Here is an 18852-nt window from a genome sequence, read left to right as displayed (position 1 = left end):
ATTTGTGGCTTACTTTGGGCTTTGGAAACCCGAGAGCACAGGTTTTCACTCCGTTACCATTAAAAACTCTTCTATTCATGAATGATGTTGCTATTGATTTCAGTAAGGTCCACCAGATCCAGGTTTTCGGGATTACCATCATGGAACCTTCGACTGTAATCACAAGTCTGATGATGACCGTAATATGCATTTACGCATTTTTTCAACTCAACAAACTCGGTCGTGCCCACAGAATGTATAAGCAGATACAGTACTTTTTCCTTTTCATGGCTATTGCTACGGCCATCGGAGGAGTTCTTGGTCACGGATTTCTATATTTAACAGGCCAGAGGGGTAAAATTCCCGGTTGGTTTGCCAGTATGATAGCCGTGGCACTTTTTGAAAGAGCTGCGATCTGGCATATTAAACCACTATTACAGAAACGTGGTGGCGTATTTCTGGGCTGGTTAAATTATGTAGAACTGGCAATCTTCTTTGTTTTGGCATTTGTCACATTGAATTTTGTCGTAGTCGAAGTCCACGCATTTTATGGTTTGTTCCTGATGTTGTTTTTCATTGAAATATATGTCTACAAGCGCCGGAAAGATCCGGGAAGCGTCAACATATTCATTGCGACTTTTATGGGCGCATTGGCTGCCGGGCTTCACGCTTTGAAGTTTAGCTTCGGGCCATGGTTTAACTATAACGATATTAGCCACATCGCGATGGCAGCATCTATCTGGTATTACTATCAGGGAGCGAGAAATATGACGTATTACGGAGAAGAATCGATCGTTCCCCAGGAAGTGATCGAGAGCGAAAGCGAGCGGTAAAAATCTTCTCTAATAACAAAAAGAGGATGTCCAGTGCCGGACATCCTCTTTTTGTTGGTATTGATTACAATTTACTTGTTAGGTTGAGGTGTGTAGCGCAGGTATGGCTTCACAATGTTCAGGCCCTTTGTAAATTTCTTTTGTGCATCTTCCGTGCTCACAGCAGGAACCACGATCACATCTTCGCCGTCTTTCCAGTCAGCAGGAGTTGCTACGGAATAGTTGGCAGTCAGTTGAAGTGAGTCTACAACGCGAAGGATCTCGTTGAAATTACGTCCTGTTGATGCGGGATAAGTCAATGTCAGTTTCACTTTTTTATCCGGCCCTACGATGAATACCGAACGAACAGTTGCTTTTTCGCTCGCGTTCGGATGGATCATATCATATAGCTGAGCTACTTTGCGACCTTCGTCTGCAATGATTGGAAAGTTAACTTCTGTATTATTTACCTCATTAATGTCCGGAATCCAGCGGTGATGTGAATCGATATCATCCACGCTCACTGCGATTACCTTTACATTGCGTTTTTCAAACTCACCTTTCAGAAGAGCAGTCTTGCCCAATTCGGTTGTACATACAGGAGTAAAATCGGCAGGGTGAGAAAATAGCAAACCCCAGCTGTCTCCCAGCCATTCGTGAAATTTAATGATTCCCTGCGTGGTATTTGCCTCGAAATCCGGTGCAATATCTCCAAGTCGAAGTGACATAATGATTAAGATTTAAAAATGAAACATTTAATCTACCAAAGTTGTAGAGTTTAACGCAAAAATAAATAATTAGTTTCATTTAAACGCCAATTGGCACTTAATAAATCTTTTCGTGAGTAGCAATAGTTTTTATCATAGAAGTGCTGATAATGTTGAATTTATCGCGTTTTAACCGCATTTTAAGTTGCCTTTAATTGGGTTTTAATTGCATATCCCCTCCTTTGAATATCATTCGAAATTAAAATCTTAGTTATCGGCGGTTAGTACTCAGTAAGCCGCATTTTCTGATCGCATTGATCGTCGATAGCTTACTCCGAAAGTCATTTTCCAGATCACACGCAAAGTCCATGTGTGAAATGGCTTATCGATCTTCTTAATTATGTTAACCTGTTCGTTTAAGTTATGGAAACCATCTCATGTCTAAAATGAGATGGTTTTTTGTTTAATTTGAACTATTAAGCCGCTTTTCGCTTTCTGAAAACAACACCGTTTCTTTCTTCAATGGCTTTAAAGCTGCCCGTTTACCTGGATAACAATGCTACGACGCCCATGGATCCCAGGGTATTGGAAGAAATGCTGCCCTATTTTTTGGAAAAATTTGGGAATGCAGCCAGTAAAACGCATTCTTTTGGCTGGGAAGCGGAAGAAGCTGTGGACATTGCGCGAGAGCAAGTAGCCGCGCTCATCGGTGCGCATCCGCAGGAAATCGTTTTCACATCCGGCGCTACCGAGGCAGTCAATCTGGCGATCAAGGGAGTTTGCGATAACGTAGCCGGTACGGATTACCATATTATCACCATCATTACGGAACATAAGGCCGTCCTGGACACCTGCAAGCATGTCGAAAAGCTGGGTGGAAGCGTTACTTACCTGCCGGTGAATGCCAATGGTCTGGTTAGTATAGATGAATTAGAAAGTGCAATCACGGATAAAACCATCCTCATTGCGGTCATGTATGCAAACAACGAAACCGGTGTCATTCAACCTATCAGGGACATTGCCGAAATCGCTAAAAAACATGGCATTCTGCTTTTGACGGATGCGACGCAGGCTGTCGGGAAAATACCGGTGAATGTTCACATGGATGGAATTGATCTTTTGACATTCAGCGCGCACAAGTTGTATGGGCCGAAAGGTGTAGGTGCATTGTATGTCCGCAAGAAAAACCCTTCAGTAACACTAACGGGGCAGATCGATGGTGGCGGGCATGAACGGAACATGCGGAGCGGGACACTCAATGTGCCCGGTATTGTTGGTTTTGGAAAAGCTTGTGAAATTTGCAATAATGAAATGGCTGCTGAGAGCAAAAGGCTTTCAAAGCTGCGTAATGCATTCGAGGTGGAACTACTGGTTTTGAAAGACATTAGCATCAACGGACAAGATATTCCGAGGCTGCCGCATGCTACCAACGTTTCGTTCGGGCACGTGGACGGCGAAAAAATGATTTTCGAAGCAGGTAGCGATATTGCTTTTTCAAGAAGCTCCGCTTGTACTTCGGCGACATTAGAACCCAGCTACGTACTGAAAGCAATGGGACTCTCAGATGAGGCGATCCATCATTCTTTCCGGTTCAGTTTCGGTAGATTTACCACCGAAGAGCAAACCGGTCACGCCATTCAGGTAATTTCAAAAATCGTAAAAGAGCATCGCCATGAAGGAGATCACGGACATCATCAAATCGTATGAGCTAGCGCTGGCTGCCGGGAAGAAAATGGCATTGGCAACGGTGGTACACGTGGAAGGTTCCTCATACAGGCGCCCAGGCGCACGTATGCTTGTGACCGATGACGGCCAGCTCACAGGTGCAATCAGCGGTGGTTGCCTGGAAGGTGATGCATTGCGAAAAGCGCTTCTTGCCATTTCCCAGCAAAAAAACAAACTGGTAACTTACGATACCACCGATGAAAACGATACTAAACTGGGCGTCCAGCTAGGCTGCAATGGAATCGTTCACATACTTTTTGAACCTATCCACACTGAGCAGCCCAATCACCCCATAGAATTACTGAAAAAAGCGGTTGCGAAAAGACAGAATGCGATCCTGATTACATTGTTCTCCATGCATTCCAGAACAAGCGACCAGCTAGGAACCTGTTTTTTGCATTTGGAAAATGACAATGAGGTGATCTGCAATTGCAACGAACAGGATTTGCAAAATCTTCTTTTGGCCGAATCGGCAGAGGCTTACAACAAGGAGGATTCTTTTTTCAAGACATTCGATCTCGGAGTAAAAAAGCAGACGGGATTTGTCGAATATCTGAACACGCCGCCCTCCCTCATCATCGCGGGCGCCGGGAACGATATCATTCCCTTAGTTGAAATGACCAGCATTCTGGGCTGGAACGTGACAGTGGTTGATGGTCGCGCGGGGCATGCGACCAGGCAGCGTTTTCCAAAAGCTACTCGGGTTTTGGTATCGCGGGCCGAAGATGTTCTTTCTCATTTAAAGACCGATGAAAGGACGTTTTTTGTCCTAATGACGCATAACTATAACTACGACCTGGCGTTACTCAAACAACTGATACACATCGAAGAATGTACTTATATCGGTACGCTCGGCCCAAAAAAGAAGCTCGAAAGAATGTACGCCGATATGCTGACCGATGGCATTGCTGTTACTGAATCGCAAAAGACGAAAATATATGGCCCGGTTGGTCTGGACATTGGCGCTGAAACTTCCGAAGAAATTGCATTGTCCGTGCTGGCGGAGATCAAAACGGTACTAAACAAAAGAAGTGGCCTGCCTTTGCGTGAAAAAGCGGAGCCTATCCATAATCGTACAGATCAGCAGGTACATTTCTCGGCATCTGAAAAGGAAGAATTTCTCTGCGCAGTAACAACTGCGCTTCCTTGATATGGAAATGTTATCCGAATATGCCATTATCATACTGGCAGCCGGCAGTTCGTCCCGGCTGGGCGAACCCAAACAACTTTTAAAATATCGAAATAAAAGCCTGATCCGGCACATTACCGAAGCAGCAGCAGAAACGGTTGGCAGCAATGTGATCGTAGTGACCGGCTCCAATGCCGAACTGATCCAAAACGAGATTCAGGATTTGTCAATTCAACTGGTCCATAATGCTGGCTGGCAAACAGGCATGGCTTCCTCCATTGTTACAGGTATTGTAAAGCTTACTTCACTGCTTCGTCACTGCAAAGGCGCGGTTATCGCGGTAAGCGACCAGCCTTTTGTCACTTCTACCCTATTCCACGATCTCATTCATGCCAGCATTCAAAATGGTACCGGGATAGTGGCCTCCTCCTATGATCAAACGGCGGGAACTCCCGTATTTTTTTCACCCCCCTACTTTCCAGATCTGACACAACTGACTGGTACAGAAGGCGCTAAGAAACTGATCAAACGATTTCAAAGCGACGCTACTACCGTTCCTTTCCCGCTGGGTAATATGGATATTGATACCCAGGAAGACTATCAAAAGTTGCTCTCGCTAGACTAATTCAAAAATATTTTTAGAAAAAACTTGCACAATGTGACTAATCATATACATTTGCAGTGTACTATTTAACTAGAACACTAAAACAACAAGACTATGATCCACCTTGACGGCGTTTCCTTTGGATATAGTAAGCATCACAAACTGTTTGAAAATTTAAGTCTGAACCTGGAAGCTGGCCACATATATGGTTTGCTCGGCAAGAATGGGGCGGGAAAATCAAGTCTGCTGAGAAATATGGTAGGGTTGCTTTTTCCGCTGGGTGGCAGGATTAAAGTAGCTGGTCATGAACCCGGAAAACGCCAGCCGGCATTTTTGCAAGATGTATTTTTCATTCCGGAAGAAATTTACCTGCCTTCCGTGACGCTTGATAAATACCTGGATATGTTCGCCCCGTTTTATCCGAAATTCGATGAAAAGCAGTTCAGAGGATACATTGCGGAACTGGACATTCCTGAAAAAAACAAGCTTACAGGTATGTCGTACGGCCAAAAGAAAAAAGTGCTGATCGCATTCGCACTCGCGACCAATACCCGGGTACTGATCATGGATGAGCCTACCAATGGGCTGGATATTCCCTCTAAAAGTCAATTCAGGAAGCTAGTTTCTTCGGTATTGGATAAAGACAAAGTGGTCCTGATCTCAACCCACCAGGTGCGTGACCTCGACAATCTGATTGATTCGATCATCATTCTTGAAAACAGCCAGATCTTGTTGCAGCATAGCCTCGACATCGTTACCGAGCGACTGTGTTTCGGAACATTGAGTAATGTCGAGTTCGACAACCGGGTTTTATACTCCGAACCTTCTTTACGCGGTTACAAGGCTGTTTTCGAAAATTCTGACCGGGAAGATAGCCGGGTGGACCTCGAACAGTTATTTAATGCGGTGATGGAAAATCCGGCGCGTATCCAATCCATATTCCGCTAAAACTATGAAGCAGCTACTGATCCTATTCCTGGTTGTACTCATTTTATTGATCCAACACCTGGCACCATCCATTCTCCCAGCCCAACTTTTAACGACCACCCTATGAACCAGACATTTGACATTCACCGTTTTACCCTGATGCTGAAACTGGATTTGGCAGAAAAAGGCAGAAATATGCTACTGTTAGCATCCCTGCTGATCGTCGCTATCTTGCTAATGCTGCTGCCCATTACCATGTCAAAAGAATGGAGTGGCTTTCGGGAGGCACTGCATATTATTGCGCTTTTTTGCGTGCTGCTTTTTGGGAGTACCTTTTACACAAGTTATGCCTTTACTCAATATTCGTCGCCTTCGACGGGCATTGCTGCACTCTTGGTACCAGCTTCGAAGCTGGAGAAGTTTCTGAGTTCACTGCTCATTAACCTCGTTTTCATTATTCCATTTCTATTATTCTTCATTAAACTGCATCATGTCACGATCGATATTGCAAATGCTAAATTGCCTGTTGGAGGCATGAAATACAATATTTTACCAGCTGAAGTATTAACCTATTTTAATTACTGCTACTTTATTTTACACTCCGTTGTATTTCTCGGGTCCATTTATTTTACCAAAGCATCTTATATCAAAACTGCGGTATTTGCCTTTGTCACGGTTTTGGTTGTAGTCTTTTCGAATCTGGGAATTGCAAACCTATTTGTAGGCACTACGGGAAAACTGGTTACTTTCCCCATGAGCAGCTGGAAAATATGGGATAGTAGCAACATGTACATGATCAGGGACGGTCATGCAAAGTTTTTTCACATCGTACATCCCGCTGATGCCATGTATGCTTTTCAGGCCTTTGCTGCACTGGTAACACTCTGCTTCTGGTACATCAGCTATTTGAGGTTGAAAGAAAAAGAAATTTAACCAGAACACACCATGGAATTTAAAGACAAACAGTCAATATATCTTCAAATAGCTGATTACATCTGCGAACAACTCCTACTTGGGAAATGGCCGCCTGGTGAGCGGATTCCATCCGTACGGGACTTAGCCAGCATGCTAGAAGTGAATCCTAATACCGTCATGCGTACTTATGACTTTCTTCAAAATAAGGAAATTATTTTTAACAAGAGAGGTATAGGCTACTCGTCCGCAGAAAACTCCAGTGAGAAGATTTTAGCTTACAGAAGAGAACGCTTTCTCGACAGTGAGCTACCTGAGTTTTTCAGAACTTTGTATCTGCTAAATGTCAGTATCGAGGAACTTCAAACGCGTTACAACAAGTTCATTGCAGAAACCTATCCAGTAATCAACTAGACCTTCGAAACGATGAAAACCAGTAATATTTTACTCGTTGTGTTATTCTCTTTCACCTTCCTTGCACTGCTCGGATCAAACATGGTATTGAAGAAAGAGTACGATAAGATTGATAAAAATGATCCTCTGTATGGCTTTAACAGGAAAATTGTACAGCCTTTTAAGTATGTTAAACTAGAAGGGAAAGCATTCGGTCTGACCGAAATACATCCCGGAAAAAGTTTCGAGATTCTGACGTTACCCGAAAAAAGGCTCCTTGATTGGAGGGTGACGGGTGACACGTTAGTTTTTATCTACAAAAGGGATTGGGAACTGTTCAGGCCATTCTCCGAACAGGATTTGGGCAATACTCCTACGGTCGTCATTACTGCGCCCGAGGTTAGAGGGATCATTGCCAACAATGTGCCATTTTCAATTAAAAACTGGAAAAGCGCTGATATGTTTATCCGGCAGATTGGCGGAGCATTGCTACTCGGCCATAATACGATCGAAAATTTGACGACCGATATGTCATCCGGAGGCTACGCTAAATTTGACCATAGCAATAACCTTGGGAATGTGGCTATTCAGGTAAAGGACAGCAGCAGCCTGAAAATAGAAAAAGACGTCTTCAAATCGTTCAAAGCAAATGTAGACGCCGCCGCTCACATCGATCTACCCGGAAACCTATACACCCCGGCGAATCCTTAACCCAGGTTTTAAACCCTGGGCTGGGGACGTGGGGGTGTCGTGTGGGGATACATGGGGGTGTCTATGGATGCAGTACCTGCTACTTAATACCCAACATCAAACTGGCACCGCCTGCATTGGTAGTAGGCAACACGCCATTCCATTTCGCAACCCATTCTTGCTGGATTAGCAATGGTGTAATGGTTTTCTGGCGAAGCTCGTTGGCTTCTGCTTCCGCCCGGGCTTTGATCAAAGTCGCTTTTGCCTGTCCCTCAGCCCGTGCAATGATTACTTTCGCTTCTGCTTCGGCTTGCTTCGCCATGTTTTCAGCTTTCAGCCTGGCCTGGATCGAAGTGTTCTTTTCATTGATCATTTGACGAAGCGATGGTGGCGGAGTAATCGCAGAGGTCAGCTGGTCATAAATGAAGCCGTCTTTGCCCAAAGTTTTAGTCAACACATTTTGAACCCGGTCCTCAAACACTTCCCGGTTCGACATCACACTGTCGGAAGTGAATGAATTGGCCACGATCCGGTAAGCATCGTAAATGGTATTTTTCATAAAACCCTGCTGAATCTCAGATAACGGTCTTCTGTATTGGCGGTAGATCTGAGGGACTTTATCGGGATTAATGTGGTAGTTCAGCTTGGGATCCACTTTAAATTCCGCGGCGTCTCTGGTAGTGATCACGAATGGATCGTAATCTACACTTTGCGTGTAAGTTGGGAATTCAATGATCTTCGTGGTCCAGGTATTGTACCAGACGCGCCCGGTTACCAGGGTAATGTTATCAACTCCTTTGTCTGTTCCATATAAATTAATTCTGATCCCGACATTTCCTGCGTCGATATTCTCAAAAGTAAATGGCTGGATTGCCATCACGATCACAAAAAGAATAAAGCACGCAGCTCCAATCATAATTTTTCTGCCAAGAGTCATCATAGTTTAGATTTTAAGAGGTTAATAAACTGACTGAAATCCGTCACTAATACGTAAACGGCCGCGCCAATGATCCCCAAACCGCCAAAAACTAGCAGGTCAGACTGGGCATTGACAAGTTGGAGGGAATAGGTAATCAGGATGATTACGGCTATGATTTTAAGAATGTGTATCATGTTTGTGAGGTTTGTTTCCGGTAAATGTAACATTCCCGCATACACAGGTGCAATTGTTTTTATCTAATGGTATCCTGGATTGTTGAACGCATAAAAAGACTTATAAAAATAAAGGAGCACACCTCTCGGTATGCTCCCAAACATTTGATTTTATATTAATGTTGACTTAAATCAAAGCTGCTGCTGCCTCATCGATAAACCAATGCAATTGTCCTGTTGTAGGCTTGATGATCTGCGACGGATATAAATTTAAGTTTTGCCCACCCTTTAGCACATGTTTCAACGTTTCAGCTTTACCAGCGCCAGTAGCCATAAAAGCTACACAGGCAGCTTCATTCACCAAAGGGGCCGTCAGCGTAATGCGGTACATGTCCTGTGCTGGCAGGAAAAATGCTTTTACCCAGTCATTTTGCTCGTGGATAACCTCAGTTCCGGGAAACAATGACAATGTATGCCCATCGTCACCCATACCTAGCAAGACAAAATCAAAAGTAGTTTCAGAACCTTCAAAATACGTTTTCAGTACTTTTTCGTATTCCGCAGCTGCGAGTTCCGGTGCAATGTCGGTACGCATCACGTGGATGTTTTTAGTGACAACAGGTACTTTATCAAGCAATTCGTCGTAGCACATGTGTGCATTGTTGCGCGAATCTTCGAAAGGTACTGCGCGTTCGTCACCCCAGAAAAAATGAATGCGGTTCCAGGGAATCGTTTCACTGTAAGGTGCCTCTGCGAGCAATGCATACAGTTGCTTGGGCGTACTACCCCCCGACAATACAAATGTAAAACGATCTTGCTTCGCGAGTACCTCCTGAATGTAGCCCGAAAGCCATTCCGCAAGCTTACTGCTCAATTCTTTTGAATCCTTACCAATATGTATCTCCATAGATCAGGGAATTGGCGGTACGTTAATCCAGGTATGTCCGTCACGGGCGATCAATGCATCGGCACCATCAGGCCCCCATGAATCTGGCGCGTAATTTGGAAAATCCTGAGGAATTCTGCTTTCCCAAGTTTCCAATATCGGCATGATCACTTTCCATGCAGCATCGACCTGATCATTACGCATAAACAATGTCGCGTCGCCTTCCATTACATCCAGTAGCAAAGTTTCGTATGCTTCAGGAGCATGTTCGCCAGCCACCGCATCATAGTCAAATGTCATGTCCACGGGGTCCAGCGTCATCGTTTGTCCCGGGCGTTTGGCCTGAAAGCGGATACTGATATCCATATTCGGCTGAATGCTGATCGTCAACCGGTTGGAACGCCACGATTCTGCTGATTCCGTTGGGAACGCATAATGCGGTGCAGGTTTAAACTGCAAAGTAATATGGGTCGCTTTCTGGTTCAGGTACTTACCGGTACGAACGTAGAAAGGAACGCCTTGCCAGCGCCAGTTATCAATGTAGAATTTGGCAGCGGCGAATGTATCAATGTTAGATTGTGGGTTAACACCTTCTTCCTGACGATATCCCACTACTTTTTCTCCTTTTTTCCAGCCACCAGAATATTGTCCGCGGACAGCAAAGTCGTGTACCTGGTCTTTGGTAATGCGACGGATCGCATTCAATACATCTACTTTTTTGTTACGAATCTCGTTGGCTTCAAAAGATACCGGCGGCTCCATCGCAATCATACAAAGGATTTGCAGAATGTGGTTCTGTACCATATCCCTCAATGCTCCGGCATGTTCGAAATATCCTCCCCTACCTTCCAGACCAACACTTTCAGCGGCAGTAATCTGAATGTGGTCAATGTAGTTACGGTTCCAGAGCGGTTCAAAAAGCGCATTGGCGAAACGTAATGCCAGGATATTCTGAACGGTTTCTTTACCTAAATAATGGTCAATACGGAAGATCTGCTCTTCGGCGAACATGCTGGATAGCAGTGTATTCAGCTCGTGCGCACTTTCCAGGTCGTGCCCGAAAGGTTTTTCAACCACAATTCTGGATGTTCCTTTGTCCGAGCATATTTTCAACGCACCCAGTTTTTGAGCGATCGAAGGCACCAGTTGCGGAGCTACGGCCAGATAAAATATCACATTGGGATGAACTCCCCACTCGTCTTCTTTTTCTTTAACAAGATCAGTGATCTTATGGTAAGCCGCCTCATCGTCACCGTCCATTTGGAGGTAGGAAACGTGCTGGCTGAACTCCGTCCAATGACCATTTTGCTTTCCTTTGCGACGTGAAAATTTCGTCACACCATCCAGCAAATGCTCATGGTAAGCATCATTGGTATAAGGACTCCGACCAATACCCGCAATCGCAAACTGCTCGGGCATCCAGTTGTCCAAAAATAAATTATAAAGCGCAGGCGTAAGTTTTCTGTAATTAAGGTCGCCGCTTCCCCCGAAGATAAAGACTACCGAGGCAGGAGGACGTTTATTGCTTTGCATATCATTTCCGATTTATTGTTGACCCCATTCTGTATGAAAAGTACCGGGGATATCAGTACGTTGATAAGTATGCGCTCCGAAATAGTCACGCTGGGCCTGGATCAGGTTCGTTGGCATTCTTTCGCTGCGATAATTATCGAAGTATGCCAGAGAAGCCATCAAAGCTGCTGCCGGAGCTCCCGATTTTGCCGCGAAAGCGATCAGGGAACGCGTGTTATCCTCCACCGATTTAACGAGGGAAGCGACTTCTTGGTTCAGTAAAATATTGGATAATTCCGGGGACTGACGGTATGCGCTGGTGAACACTTCCAATAAGGAAGACCTGATAATACACCCGCCTCTCCATACACTTACCACTTCTGGCAAAGGAATGTCCATTTTCAAATCCTTCGATGCCTGGAACAACATAGCAAGGCCCTGCGCATAGCTTAATATGGTCGCAAAATACAATGCATCGTGCACCTGCTGGATCAATTCGGCCGTTTCACCGGAGAATGTTGCCTCACTACCATACAATTCGGATGCCTTTACTCTTTCATCCTTATATCCTGACAATGTACGCATGGCCACCGCCGTATCGATAACTGGCACCGCCACCGGTAATTCCATAGAGTCCTGAGAAGTCCATTTGCCCGTACCTTTTGAACCCGCTTTATCAGAAATGACATCGACCAGATGCGCATCCGTTTTGTCGTCTTTTTGCAGGAAAATATCAGCCGTAATTTCAACCAGGAAAGACTGAAGCTTGCCTTCATTCCAGGTTTTGAAAGTTTCATGTAGCTGCTCATTGCTCAGTCCTGCGTGTTTCAAAATCGCATACGACTCGCTGATCAATTGCATTATCGCGTATTCGATACCATTATGCACCATTTTCACATAATGACCGGCACCTTCCTTACCTAAATAAGCCACGCAGGGTTCGTTTCCAACTTTGGCCGCAATGGCTTCCAGCATCGGTCTCACATTTTCATACGCCGACTGATCTCCGCCGGGCATAATGCTTGGGCCCGTACGCGCACCCTGCTCACCGCCGGAAACGCCTATACCCATAAAGTGAATGTCCTTTTCGCGAAGGTATTTTACCCTGCGCAAAGTATCAGTATAATGAGAATTTCCTCCGTCGATAATCACATCACCTTTTTCCAAAAGTGGCAATAATGATGCAATCACATCATCCACAGGCTGTCCTGCGGGAACGAGCATCATCACCTTCCGCGGGCTTTCCAAAAGCTGGATCATTTGCGAAAGCTCAGCCACACCCTTCACCGTTGTTCCTGGCGTTGCAGAGGCTTCCAAAGCAGAATTTTTGGCCGCATCCTTATCGAAACCGATAACAGAAAAGCCATGATCAGCCATATTGAGCAGCAGGTTTCTACCCATAACCCCCAGCCCGATCATTCCAAAATCGAATAAGTTCTTTGACATAATTTAAGCGTCTTGAATAAAGAAGTTGCAATAATAAAGGAATTTACGCTACCCGATTCGCTTTGTAGGGAATTTTATCCGAAAGTGTAGAATGCATGGTTATTAGTAACTATATATCGTGGTTGGTTAGTGATCTTAATGACATTAGTGCGTTTGAGGCAACACATGTGGATACTTTGAAAACAAGTGACCGCTCACCGTGTCCTTGAACGTCTCCACATTATTGATGTAATGGTTCAATCCGGTAATGCATTTTATCAATCTCAAAGCCATCTGCGTCGTATCCCTGATTTGATCAACCTGAATGGCTGCCTTTGCCAGATCATTCTGTTTATTGCTTTTATAGGTAAACATGTAGTCAGATGCCAGATCACTCAAACCACCAATGATTTCAGACAATCCAAACCATTCGATAAGTTATTTCGTCTCATAGTACATTGTTAGAAGAGATCTGTCGACCAATGAAACGGAGTGACAATCCGGATGATCTGCCTCTATATCTTTTGAATGACAGATATTTACAGAGCTTTCAAAATCCGAAAATCTTTGTGATAATCCCTCATTTGCAATGAATGTTTCAAGTAGTTGCAAACGGTTTTGCTTTGAATGCTGATTTGGGTTCATACCTTTGTAATGGTTTAAATTATTAGATTGATTTTAACTATTCCGGAAAACCAGGTTTCGACGCTGTGGTTTTCCGGTTTTTTTTATTTCTATTTTGTAGGTAAAACCAACAAAAAATTGCCAAATAAAAAGCTGCAATTGCAGCTATCTAATCTATTTTTTTATTGTTGGACTGTAAGTCACTTCCGTTTTTACTTCTACTACTCCAAATTCAGAGAGAATTTGCTTCATCCTTTTCTCTGCAATTCCCAAATTGTGAGTATAGTCTCTCCAAGCCGTTGTATACTTTCCTTTCTTTTCTTCCGGTGACAACGACTTGTAAATATTGTCAATCCACCATTTAAAGGCGTCTTCCACCGATGTAAACTTCATCATAAATCAAATGTACAGCTTGTAGGCTTAACCAACAAAATAATTGATGATTATTTGTGGTTACGTCTTGAAAATATTCTTATAATTTAATTTAGCAATAACTCAGACCGTAAATGGTTAAAGTTAATCGCGTCCAAATTAAGGCCTGCCAAATAATGATATAGTGGCAAATCTACGGTGAGGACTATGACTCCGGTTTCAGCCAACTTGTGTATGACACTGTCGGCCAGTCCAAACTTCACGAATGCCGGATTGTGAATTTCTCTGCTTGGAATATAACTTTCAGCCCAGCGATTGATTAGGACTCCCAGATACGCAAAAAGCCTCCTGTCAGTCTTTTTGTTGAGATTATCCATCAAGTTGGTAAGTTCTGTGAGAGTATTGGGTGTAACTACCAACTCGAAATTTTGTAAAAAGTCTCGTAACAAGAAGTAATCCTCCTTGCTAAAAATGTTTGTATGCTTTTCGTTACTAATACGACCTGGGTCATAAGATCCTACCAAATACAGAATCAGAAGGTTTGTGTCTAATAGAAGCTTTCTTTTAACGGATCCGCCAATGAGATGAGAAAAATTCATTTTATTTCCCTGATTTTAATGGCTCGAAACTTTCCATCGCGAGCATCTATTATCACGGTTTTATATTTTCTCTTTTTTGGATAAGCAAAATCCGGGCTATCATCGTAACTAAAAGTCACATTCCATGACCCCTCTGAACCTGCGATGTTATCTTGTCCAAGTTCGATTTCTTCCAGCAGCACAGAATCCAATCCAAAAAAGGTCGAGATATATTCCTTCGCCGCATTCACAGCTTCCTTAACATCAATCATTGTTTCAGCCATTTGTTGAAATTTCTAAAGTAAAGATAAGGATTAAACCAAAACACATTAATCACTCAATTCCTCCTCACCAAGTCATTGACTTCCTGCTTGTCGGGTAAACTCAAATACACAGACTCAATGTAAAAAGTGGCCTTTTTAAGGCGGAGACACGCCTTTTTAAAATCATCAATTTCCGGTACCAGAATCCCGTTTTGCAATAAGATCTCGTAATCTGTTACCAGCAGTTCCGAATTTTTGGCCAGATATCGACAGGAGGCAATCATAGAAACAATGATCTGCATATCCTCATCACTGGGATTCCGTAATTTCCGGGTTAGCCCCTTAATTTGCTTGCTAATTCCTTCTATGAATTTGGTGGAAAGTACAAACCAACGCCGGATATAATCGATACGGGTGCGGTTTTCCTCCGAGGGGTTGTCGACCAGGGCTTTCAGAGAATTTTTAAATTCTTCCAGATTAAAAGGATTGGAAGAGGAATTACTTCGCATTTCGCCGTCATTTCTGATTGGTTCAGCCATTTTGATAAAGGTTGGTTAGGTATCTGGATTCCGTTTTTTTTACGAAAAGAGAAAATCTAAATCTAGGCGAAGACAAAATGATTAGGAATAAATCCTATCCTGAGGCGGGAATTGTTTATCGATTGGTAAAATAAAGGCATACATCGAGCAAAAAAAAGCCGCCACTGGAAACCAGTAGCGGCTGAGATAATGTGGAGAATAACGGATTCGAACCGTCGACCTCTTGCATGCCATGCAAGCGCTCTAGCCAACTGAGCTAATCCCCCGATTTCAAATTTGCTGGCCGAAATCCTAAAATACCTGCCCTCTTACCCTATTAAGGAGTGCAAAGATGAAACGGAGAATTTTGATAAACAAGCATCCCTACATTTTTTATGTTTTGAGTTCTAAAAACCTTTCACGCTTTCAGATCATCAGCTCCTGCCGCCGCCAAATGCTTTCGAAAGAGCCCAGATAATGATTGCAATAACCGCAACAACCAGGATTACCCCTGTCCACACCCCCGTTTTGAAAATGCTACCGATAGCTTCGCAACTGGTGAGCGTAAATGATAAAAGAAGAATGACGAGGCAGTTAATAAATGCTTTCATTGGAAGGAAATAATTTAGGTTTGAAATTTTAGAAGTATATTCTAAAAAATCATTCCACAGGCTCTCCGGGCAGTAACTGCTACTGATAAAAATCGATAGGGATCAGCTTCTGAATGTCATTCCTCAAAAGCAATTCAAAAAGACGGACCGTTGCTTCCGCATCACCGTGAGCCCTGTGGCGGTTTTCAATCATAATTTCGAGACTTTGGCAGAGGTTACCCAGACTGTAAGATTTGAGGCCAGGGAAAATTTTTCTGCTTAGCTGAACAGTACACAAAATGTCCCGCTGGAAATATTCGTCCAGTGCACCAAATTCCCGCTTGATAAACCCGTAGTCGAACTTGGCGTTATGCGCCACAAACCAGGCGTCTTTGGTCAATGCACGAACATGGTCCTGCACCTCCGAAAATGTCGGCGAGTCCTTCACCATGGCATTATCAATCCCCGTGAGGCGGGTAATGAAGGGCGGAATGAAAATTTCGGGATTAATTAACGAATGAAACACATCGACGATCTGCTCGCCGTCATGTCTGAAAACGGCTATCTCAGTAATGCGCGCTGCCCCTCCTCCCCCGGTCGTTTCTATATCGACAATCGCGTACATGTATGCGTTAAATTGTGAATGTTAGCTGAAAACATTGCTAGTAGCCGTGCTTTTCGAGTTTTAAAATTTAAAACACAAAAAAACGAAAAAATCCCCGCCGAAGCGAGGATTTTGTTCAATAACAGGAGGCATTTACGTAATGCCTGAAAATTAATTCAGCTGAAAAGCAATGGGCAATGTAAAACGAACCCTTACCGGCATACCAGCCTGACGGCCAGGCATCCAGTTTGGCATTAACCTCACAACCCGAAGCGCCTCTTCATCGCAGCCAAATCCAATCCCTTTCAATGCCGAAGCACTTTCCACTTTTCCATCAGATCCAACTGTAAATTGCACAAAAACCTTTCCCTGAATACCCGCCTGAGCCGCTTTAGAAGGATACCTGAGATTTTTCTGCAGGAATGCGCCCATCGCCTCTATTCCACCTTTGTACTGGGGAGCCTGCTCTACAGTCAAAAACGTTTCCTCTTTCTTCACTTCCACATCCGACACGGCTGTTTTTGCATTTCCGGTTTCCGCAGCCGGAGGTACAATGATCGTGATATCATCCACTCCTGCCACCGTTTCCGATGCAGGTTGGGCTGCTTCTAGTTCTTCTATCACCGGCGGTAAATTTTCGATCTGAACCTGCTCGTCGGGCAAAACAACCGGTGGCAATGATCGCACTGTTTTCGCTACCGGCGCCACTTGTTCCTCAATCAAAGGCTTTGGCGGCTCTTCTGGCAAAATATCAATGGGCCTGGCTTCAATAATGTACGCAATATCGTCCGGCTTGGGATCCGGTACCAGATGCGCGTAAAGTTTTGGGAACATGACTAATGATAAAAATAACGTTACCCCCATCAGCACGGAACGCTGGATGGTCTGCCCGTAGCTTTTTCTCAGATCATAGGCTCCGTAAAGTTTGTTACGGTTCTCGAAAACGATGTCATTCAACGATTTTTCCATGGCTAATAGATTTTGATGGTCAACACTCAGGTTCAGGAGGGTTTGCGCATCAGCCGTTTCCATCATGTTATGATAGATCTGCTCAAACGGTTTCCCGTCCCAAAGACGCTCTTCTGCTTCGCAAGCCAGATGGTCTAGTATCTCCGGAAGCAATTCCGGGTCCAGCTTGTTTGTCTGCAAATATTTATTTATCAGATCAATACGGTTTTCCTGAAGGCGTTTCATAGTGTCATCCGTTTTAGATATTAGCCATGTAACAAAATTTATTCAGTTGCGAGACTTTTTGGTGCGAGTAGTAATCTTACCGCATCTATAAAACGTTCAAGGTCATTGGTTTTATTACGCGCTGCCTCGTTTCCGGGAGTCGTTAACGAATAATATTTTCTCAACCGGCCGTCAACCTCTACAGACTCTGTAACCAGTAAGCCTTCTTGTTCCAATTTATGTAATACAGGATAAAGAGCCCCGAAAGTCAGCGCGATCGCACCTCCCGTTCTTTCTTTCACTTCCTGCGTAATTTCATATCCATACATCCGCTCATGTTCTGCCAGTAAATTCAACACAATTGTCTTCAATGTACCGCGGACGTATTCGTTACTCGTTGTGTTATTCTCCATGAATCTGATTTTTATAAAACAAATATATATAAGTTTTTTATATATACAACACAAATGTAGCAGAAATATTTTTCGGAGGCAACAGTTTCCTCAAATTGTTAGCTTTCTGCGAGTGGTATAGAGCGATTAATGCGCTCTTCCAGTGAAATAAACGTTTCAGTTCGCTGAATGCCGTTCACTTTCTGAATTTTATCGTGCAGGATTTCTCTTAAATGGCCGGTATCCTTGCAAACAATTTTTAAGAAAATGCTGTAAATGCCGGTAGTATAATGGATATTTACTACTTCCGGAATGCTTTCCAGCTCCGTCGCCACTTGTTCGTACAACGAACTTTTATCCAGGTAAATTCCTAAAAATGCGCTAATATCCCAGCCTAATTTCGCGGGATCAATGACAAGCTGCGAGCCTTTCACAATGCCCATTTGTTCGAGTTTTTTCATGCGTACGTGTACCGTACCGCCAGAGACAAAAACTCTCTTACCGATTTCCGTATAGGGTAAAGCAGCATTTTCTATCAGCAGAGAAAGAATGCGCAGATCGGTGCTATCTATATCTGAATATTTCTGCATTTAGTATTAAAAGTTTGAATTTTTCATAAAATAGTTAACCAAATTATGAAATAATTGTAAATTTTAACAATTTTAAATGAAAATATTTTATAATTAAAATTAGAAGTTTTAGTTTTGCAGAACCAAAATATGAATGTGGGGCCTCGGCTCCTCAGAAATAAATTGGAAATATCACATTGTAGGGTGATGAAATTGGCAGCCATGCCCTCCTGTCTCGGGGGTGGTGAATAAGGGAAAAACGCGGCATAATGCCGACGCAAGTCGACTGGGGTGGACCACCAACAGTATTTGTACCGTAGCTAACCGCACCGTGGGTGGTTCGAATCCCCCTCCTACAGCAAAAAAAACTTGACAA

23 protein-coding genes and 1 tRNA gene are annotated in these 18852 nt (G+C 43.7%); 8 read left to right on the top strand and 16 right to left on the bottom strand.

The features are described from left to right. Positions 1–77 precede the first annotated feature (77 nt). Entirely contained in the window at positions 78–812 is a 735-nt protein-coding gene (locus ABIO93_RS05720) for a hypothetical protein (protein WP_348065350.1), read from the top strand. A gap of 71 nt (positions 813–883) precedes the next feature. On the opposite strand, the gene ABIO93_RS05715 is transcribed toward ABIO93_RS05720, so the two are convergent. Further along, entirely contained in the window at positions 884–1519 is a 636-nt protein-coding gene (locus ABIO93_RS05715; protein ID WP_348065348.1) for a peroxiredoxin, read from the bottom strand. 501 nt (positions 1520–2020) lie between these two features. Between ABIO93_RS05715 and ABIO93_RS05710 the strand changes: the two genes are divergently transcribed. The 7 genes from ABIO93_RS05710 (at position 2021) to ABIO93_RS05680 (ending at position 7899) form a co-directional block, all read left to right on the top strand. After that, positions 2021–3205 (top strand): aminotransferase class V-fold PLP-dependent enzyme, encoded by a 1185-nt coding sequence (locus ABIO93_RS05710; protein WP_348065346.1) that lies wholly within the window; start codon positions 2021–2023, stop codon positions 3203–3205. Beyond that, entirely contained in the window at positions 3171–4373 is a 1203-nt protein-coding gene (locus ABIO93_RS05705; protein ID WP_348065344.1) for an XdhC/CoxI family protein, read from the top strand. The genes ABIO93_RS05710 and ABIO93_RS05705 overlap by 35 nt, the downstream gene beginning before the upstream one ends. Before the next feature lies 1 nt (position 4374). Further along, complete coding sequence (locus tag ABIO93_RS05700) at positions 4375–4977, top strand: nucleotidyltransferase family protein (RefSeq protein ID WP_348065342.1); 603 nt, start codon at positions 4375–4377, stop codon at positions 4975–4977. A 93-nt stretch (positions 4978–5070) separates the two neighbouring features. Continuing rightward, positions 5071–5904: an ABC transporter ATP-binding protein gene (locus tag ABIO93_RS05695; protein ID WP_348065340.1), complete on the top strand. Its 834-nt coding sequence runs from the start codon at positions 5071–5073 to the stop codon at positions 5902–5904. 102 nt (positions 5905–6006) lie between these two features. Continuing rightward, the gene (locus tag ABIO93_RS05690) at positions 6007–6816 is read left to right on the top strand and encodes a hypothetical protein (RefSeq protein ID WP_348065338.1); all 810 of its coding nucleotides are present in this window, start codon (positions 6007–6009) and stop codon (positions 6814–6816) included. A gap of 12 nt (positions 6817–6828) precedes the next feature. Beyond that, positions 6829–7209 carry a GntR family transcriptional regulator gene (locus ABIO93_RS05685; RefSeq protein ID WP_348065336.1) on the top strand — a complete coding sequence of 127 codons (381 nt, stop codon included), beginning with the start codon at positions 6829–6831 and terminating at the stop codon, positions 7207–7209. A gap of 12 nt (positions 7210–7221) precedes the next feature. Beyond that, positions 7222–7899, top strand: coding sequence for a hypothetical protein (locus ABIO93_RS05680; RefSeq protein WP_348065334.1), 678 nt, complete (start codon positions 7222–7224; stop codon positions 7897–7899). A 79-nt stretch (positions 7900–7978) separates the two neighbouring features. On the opposite strand, the gene ABIO93_RS05675 is transcribed toward ABIO93_RS05680, so the two are convergent. The 15 genes from ABIO93_RS05675 to ABIO93_RS05605 all read right to left on the bottom strand — a co-directional run bounded on the left by ABIO93_RS05675 (position 7979) and on the right by ABIO93_RS05605 (position 18497). Next, positions 7979–8818, bottom strand: coding sequence for an SPFH domain-containing protein (locus tag ABIO93_RS05675; protein ID WP_348065332.1), 840 nt, complete (start codon positions 8816–8818; stop codon positions 7979–7981). Further along, on the bottom strand, positions 8815–8991 hold the full coding sequence (locus ABIO93_RS05670; protein WP_348065330.1) for a hypothetical protein: 177 nt from the start codon (positions 8989–8991) through the stop codon (positions 8815–8817). Before ABIO93_RS05670 ends, ABIO93_RS05675 begins: the two co-directional genes overlap by 4 nt. Before the next feature lie 166 nt (positions 8992–9157). Then, complete coding sequence (pgl, locus tag ABIO93_RS05665) at positions 9158–9877, bottom strand: 6-phosphogluconolactonase (protein ID WP_348065328.1); 720 nt, start codon at positions 9875–9877, stop codon at positions 9158–9160. A 3-nt stretch (positions 9878–9880) separates the two neighbouring features. Next, complete coding sequence (zwf, locus tag ABIO93_RS05660) at positions 9881–11389, bottom strand: glucose-6-phosphate dehydrogenase (RefSeq protein WP_348065326.1); 1509 nt, start codon at positions 11387–11389, stop codon at positions 9881–9883. Between the two features lie 12 nt (positions 11390–11401). Further along, positions 11402–12814 (bottom strand): NADP-dependent phosphogluconate dehydrogenase, encoded by a 1413-nt coding sequence (gene gndA / locus ABIO93_RS05655; protein ID WP_348065324.1) that lies wholly within the window; start codon positions 12812–12814, stop codon positions 11402–11404. Between the two features lie 144 nt (positions 12815–12958). Next, the gene (locus ABIO93_RS05650) at positions 12959–13213 is read right to left on the bottom strand and encodes a hypothetical protein (RefSeq protein ID WP_348065322.1); all 255 of its coding nucleotides are present in this window, start codon (positions 13211–13213) and stop codon (positions 12959–12961) included. Positions 13214–13591: 378 nt separating this feature from the next. Continuing rightward, entirely contained in the window at positions 13592–13813 is a 222-nt protein-coding gene (locus tag ABIO93_RS05645) for a hypothetical protein (RefSeq protein ID WP_348065320.1), read from the bottom strand. Between the two features lie 571 nt (positions 13814–14384). Further along, entirely contained in the window at positions 14385–14651 is a 267-nt protein-coding gene (locus ABIO93_RS05640) for a hypothetical protein (protein WP_348065318.1), read from the bottom strand. A 53-nt stretch (positions 14652–14704) separates the two neighbouring features. Continuing rightward, a complete protein-coding gene (locus ABIO93_RS05635) occupies positions 14705–15169 on the bottom strand; it encodes a hypothetical protein (protein ID WP_348065316.1) in 465 nt (154 codons plus the stop codon). 192 nt (positions 15170–15361) lie between these two features. Then, positions 15362–15435, bottom strand: a tRNA-Ala gene (locus ABIO93_RS05630). 147 nt (positions 15436–15582) lie between these two features. Further along, positions 15583–15759 carry a hypothetical protein gene (locus ABIO93_RS05625; protein WP_348065314.1) on the bottom strand — a complete coding sequence of 59 codons (177 nt, stop codon included), beginning with the start codon at positions 15757–15759 and terminating at the stop codon, positions 15583–15585. A 79-nt stretch (positions 15760–15838) separates the two neighbouring features. After that, positions 15839–16363 carry a 3'-5' exonuclease gene (locus tag ABIO93_RS05620; protein ID WP_348065312.1) on the bottom strand — a complete coding sequence of 175 codons (525 nt, stop codon included), beginning with the start codon at positions 16361–16363 and terminating at the stop codon, positions 15839–15841. A 150-nt stretch (positions 16364–16513) separates the two neighbouring features. Then, the gene (locus ABIO93_RS05615) at positions 16514–17536 is read right to left on the bottom strand and encodes a TonB family protein (protein WP_348065310.1); all 1023 of its coding nucleotides are present in this window, start codon (positions 17534–17536) and stop codon (positions 16514–16516) included. Between the two features lie 38 nt (positions 17537–17574). Further along, the gene (locus ABIO93_RS05610; protein WP_348065308.1) at positions 17575–17928 is read right to left on the bottom strand and encodes a PadR family transcriptional regulator; all 354 of its coding nucleotides are present in this window, start codon (positions 17926–17928) and stop codon (positions 17575–17577) included. Between the two features lie 98 nt (positions 17929–18026). Then, positions 18027–18497, bottom strand: coding sequence for an Lrp/AsnC ligand binding domain-containing protein (locus tag ABIO93_RS05605; RefSeq protein WP_348065306.1), 471 nt, complete (start codon positions 18495–18497; stop codon positions 18027–18029). Positions 18498–18852 lie beyond the last annotated feature (355 nt).

Source organism: Dyadobacter sp., from assembly GCF_039919315.1.
GTDB lineage: Bacteria > Bacteroidota > Bacteroidia > Cytophagales > Spirosomataceae > Dyadobacter.
The sequence above is the reverse complement of the archived record's forward strand: the minus strand, read 5'-3'. Positions and strand labels throughout refer to the sequence as shown.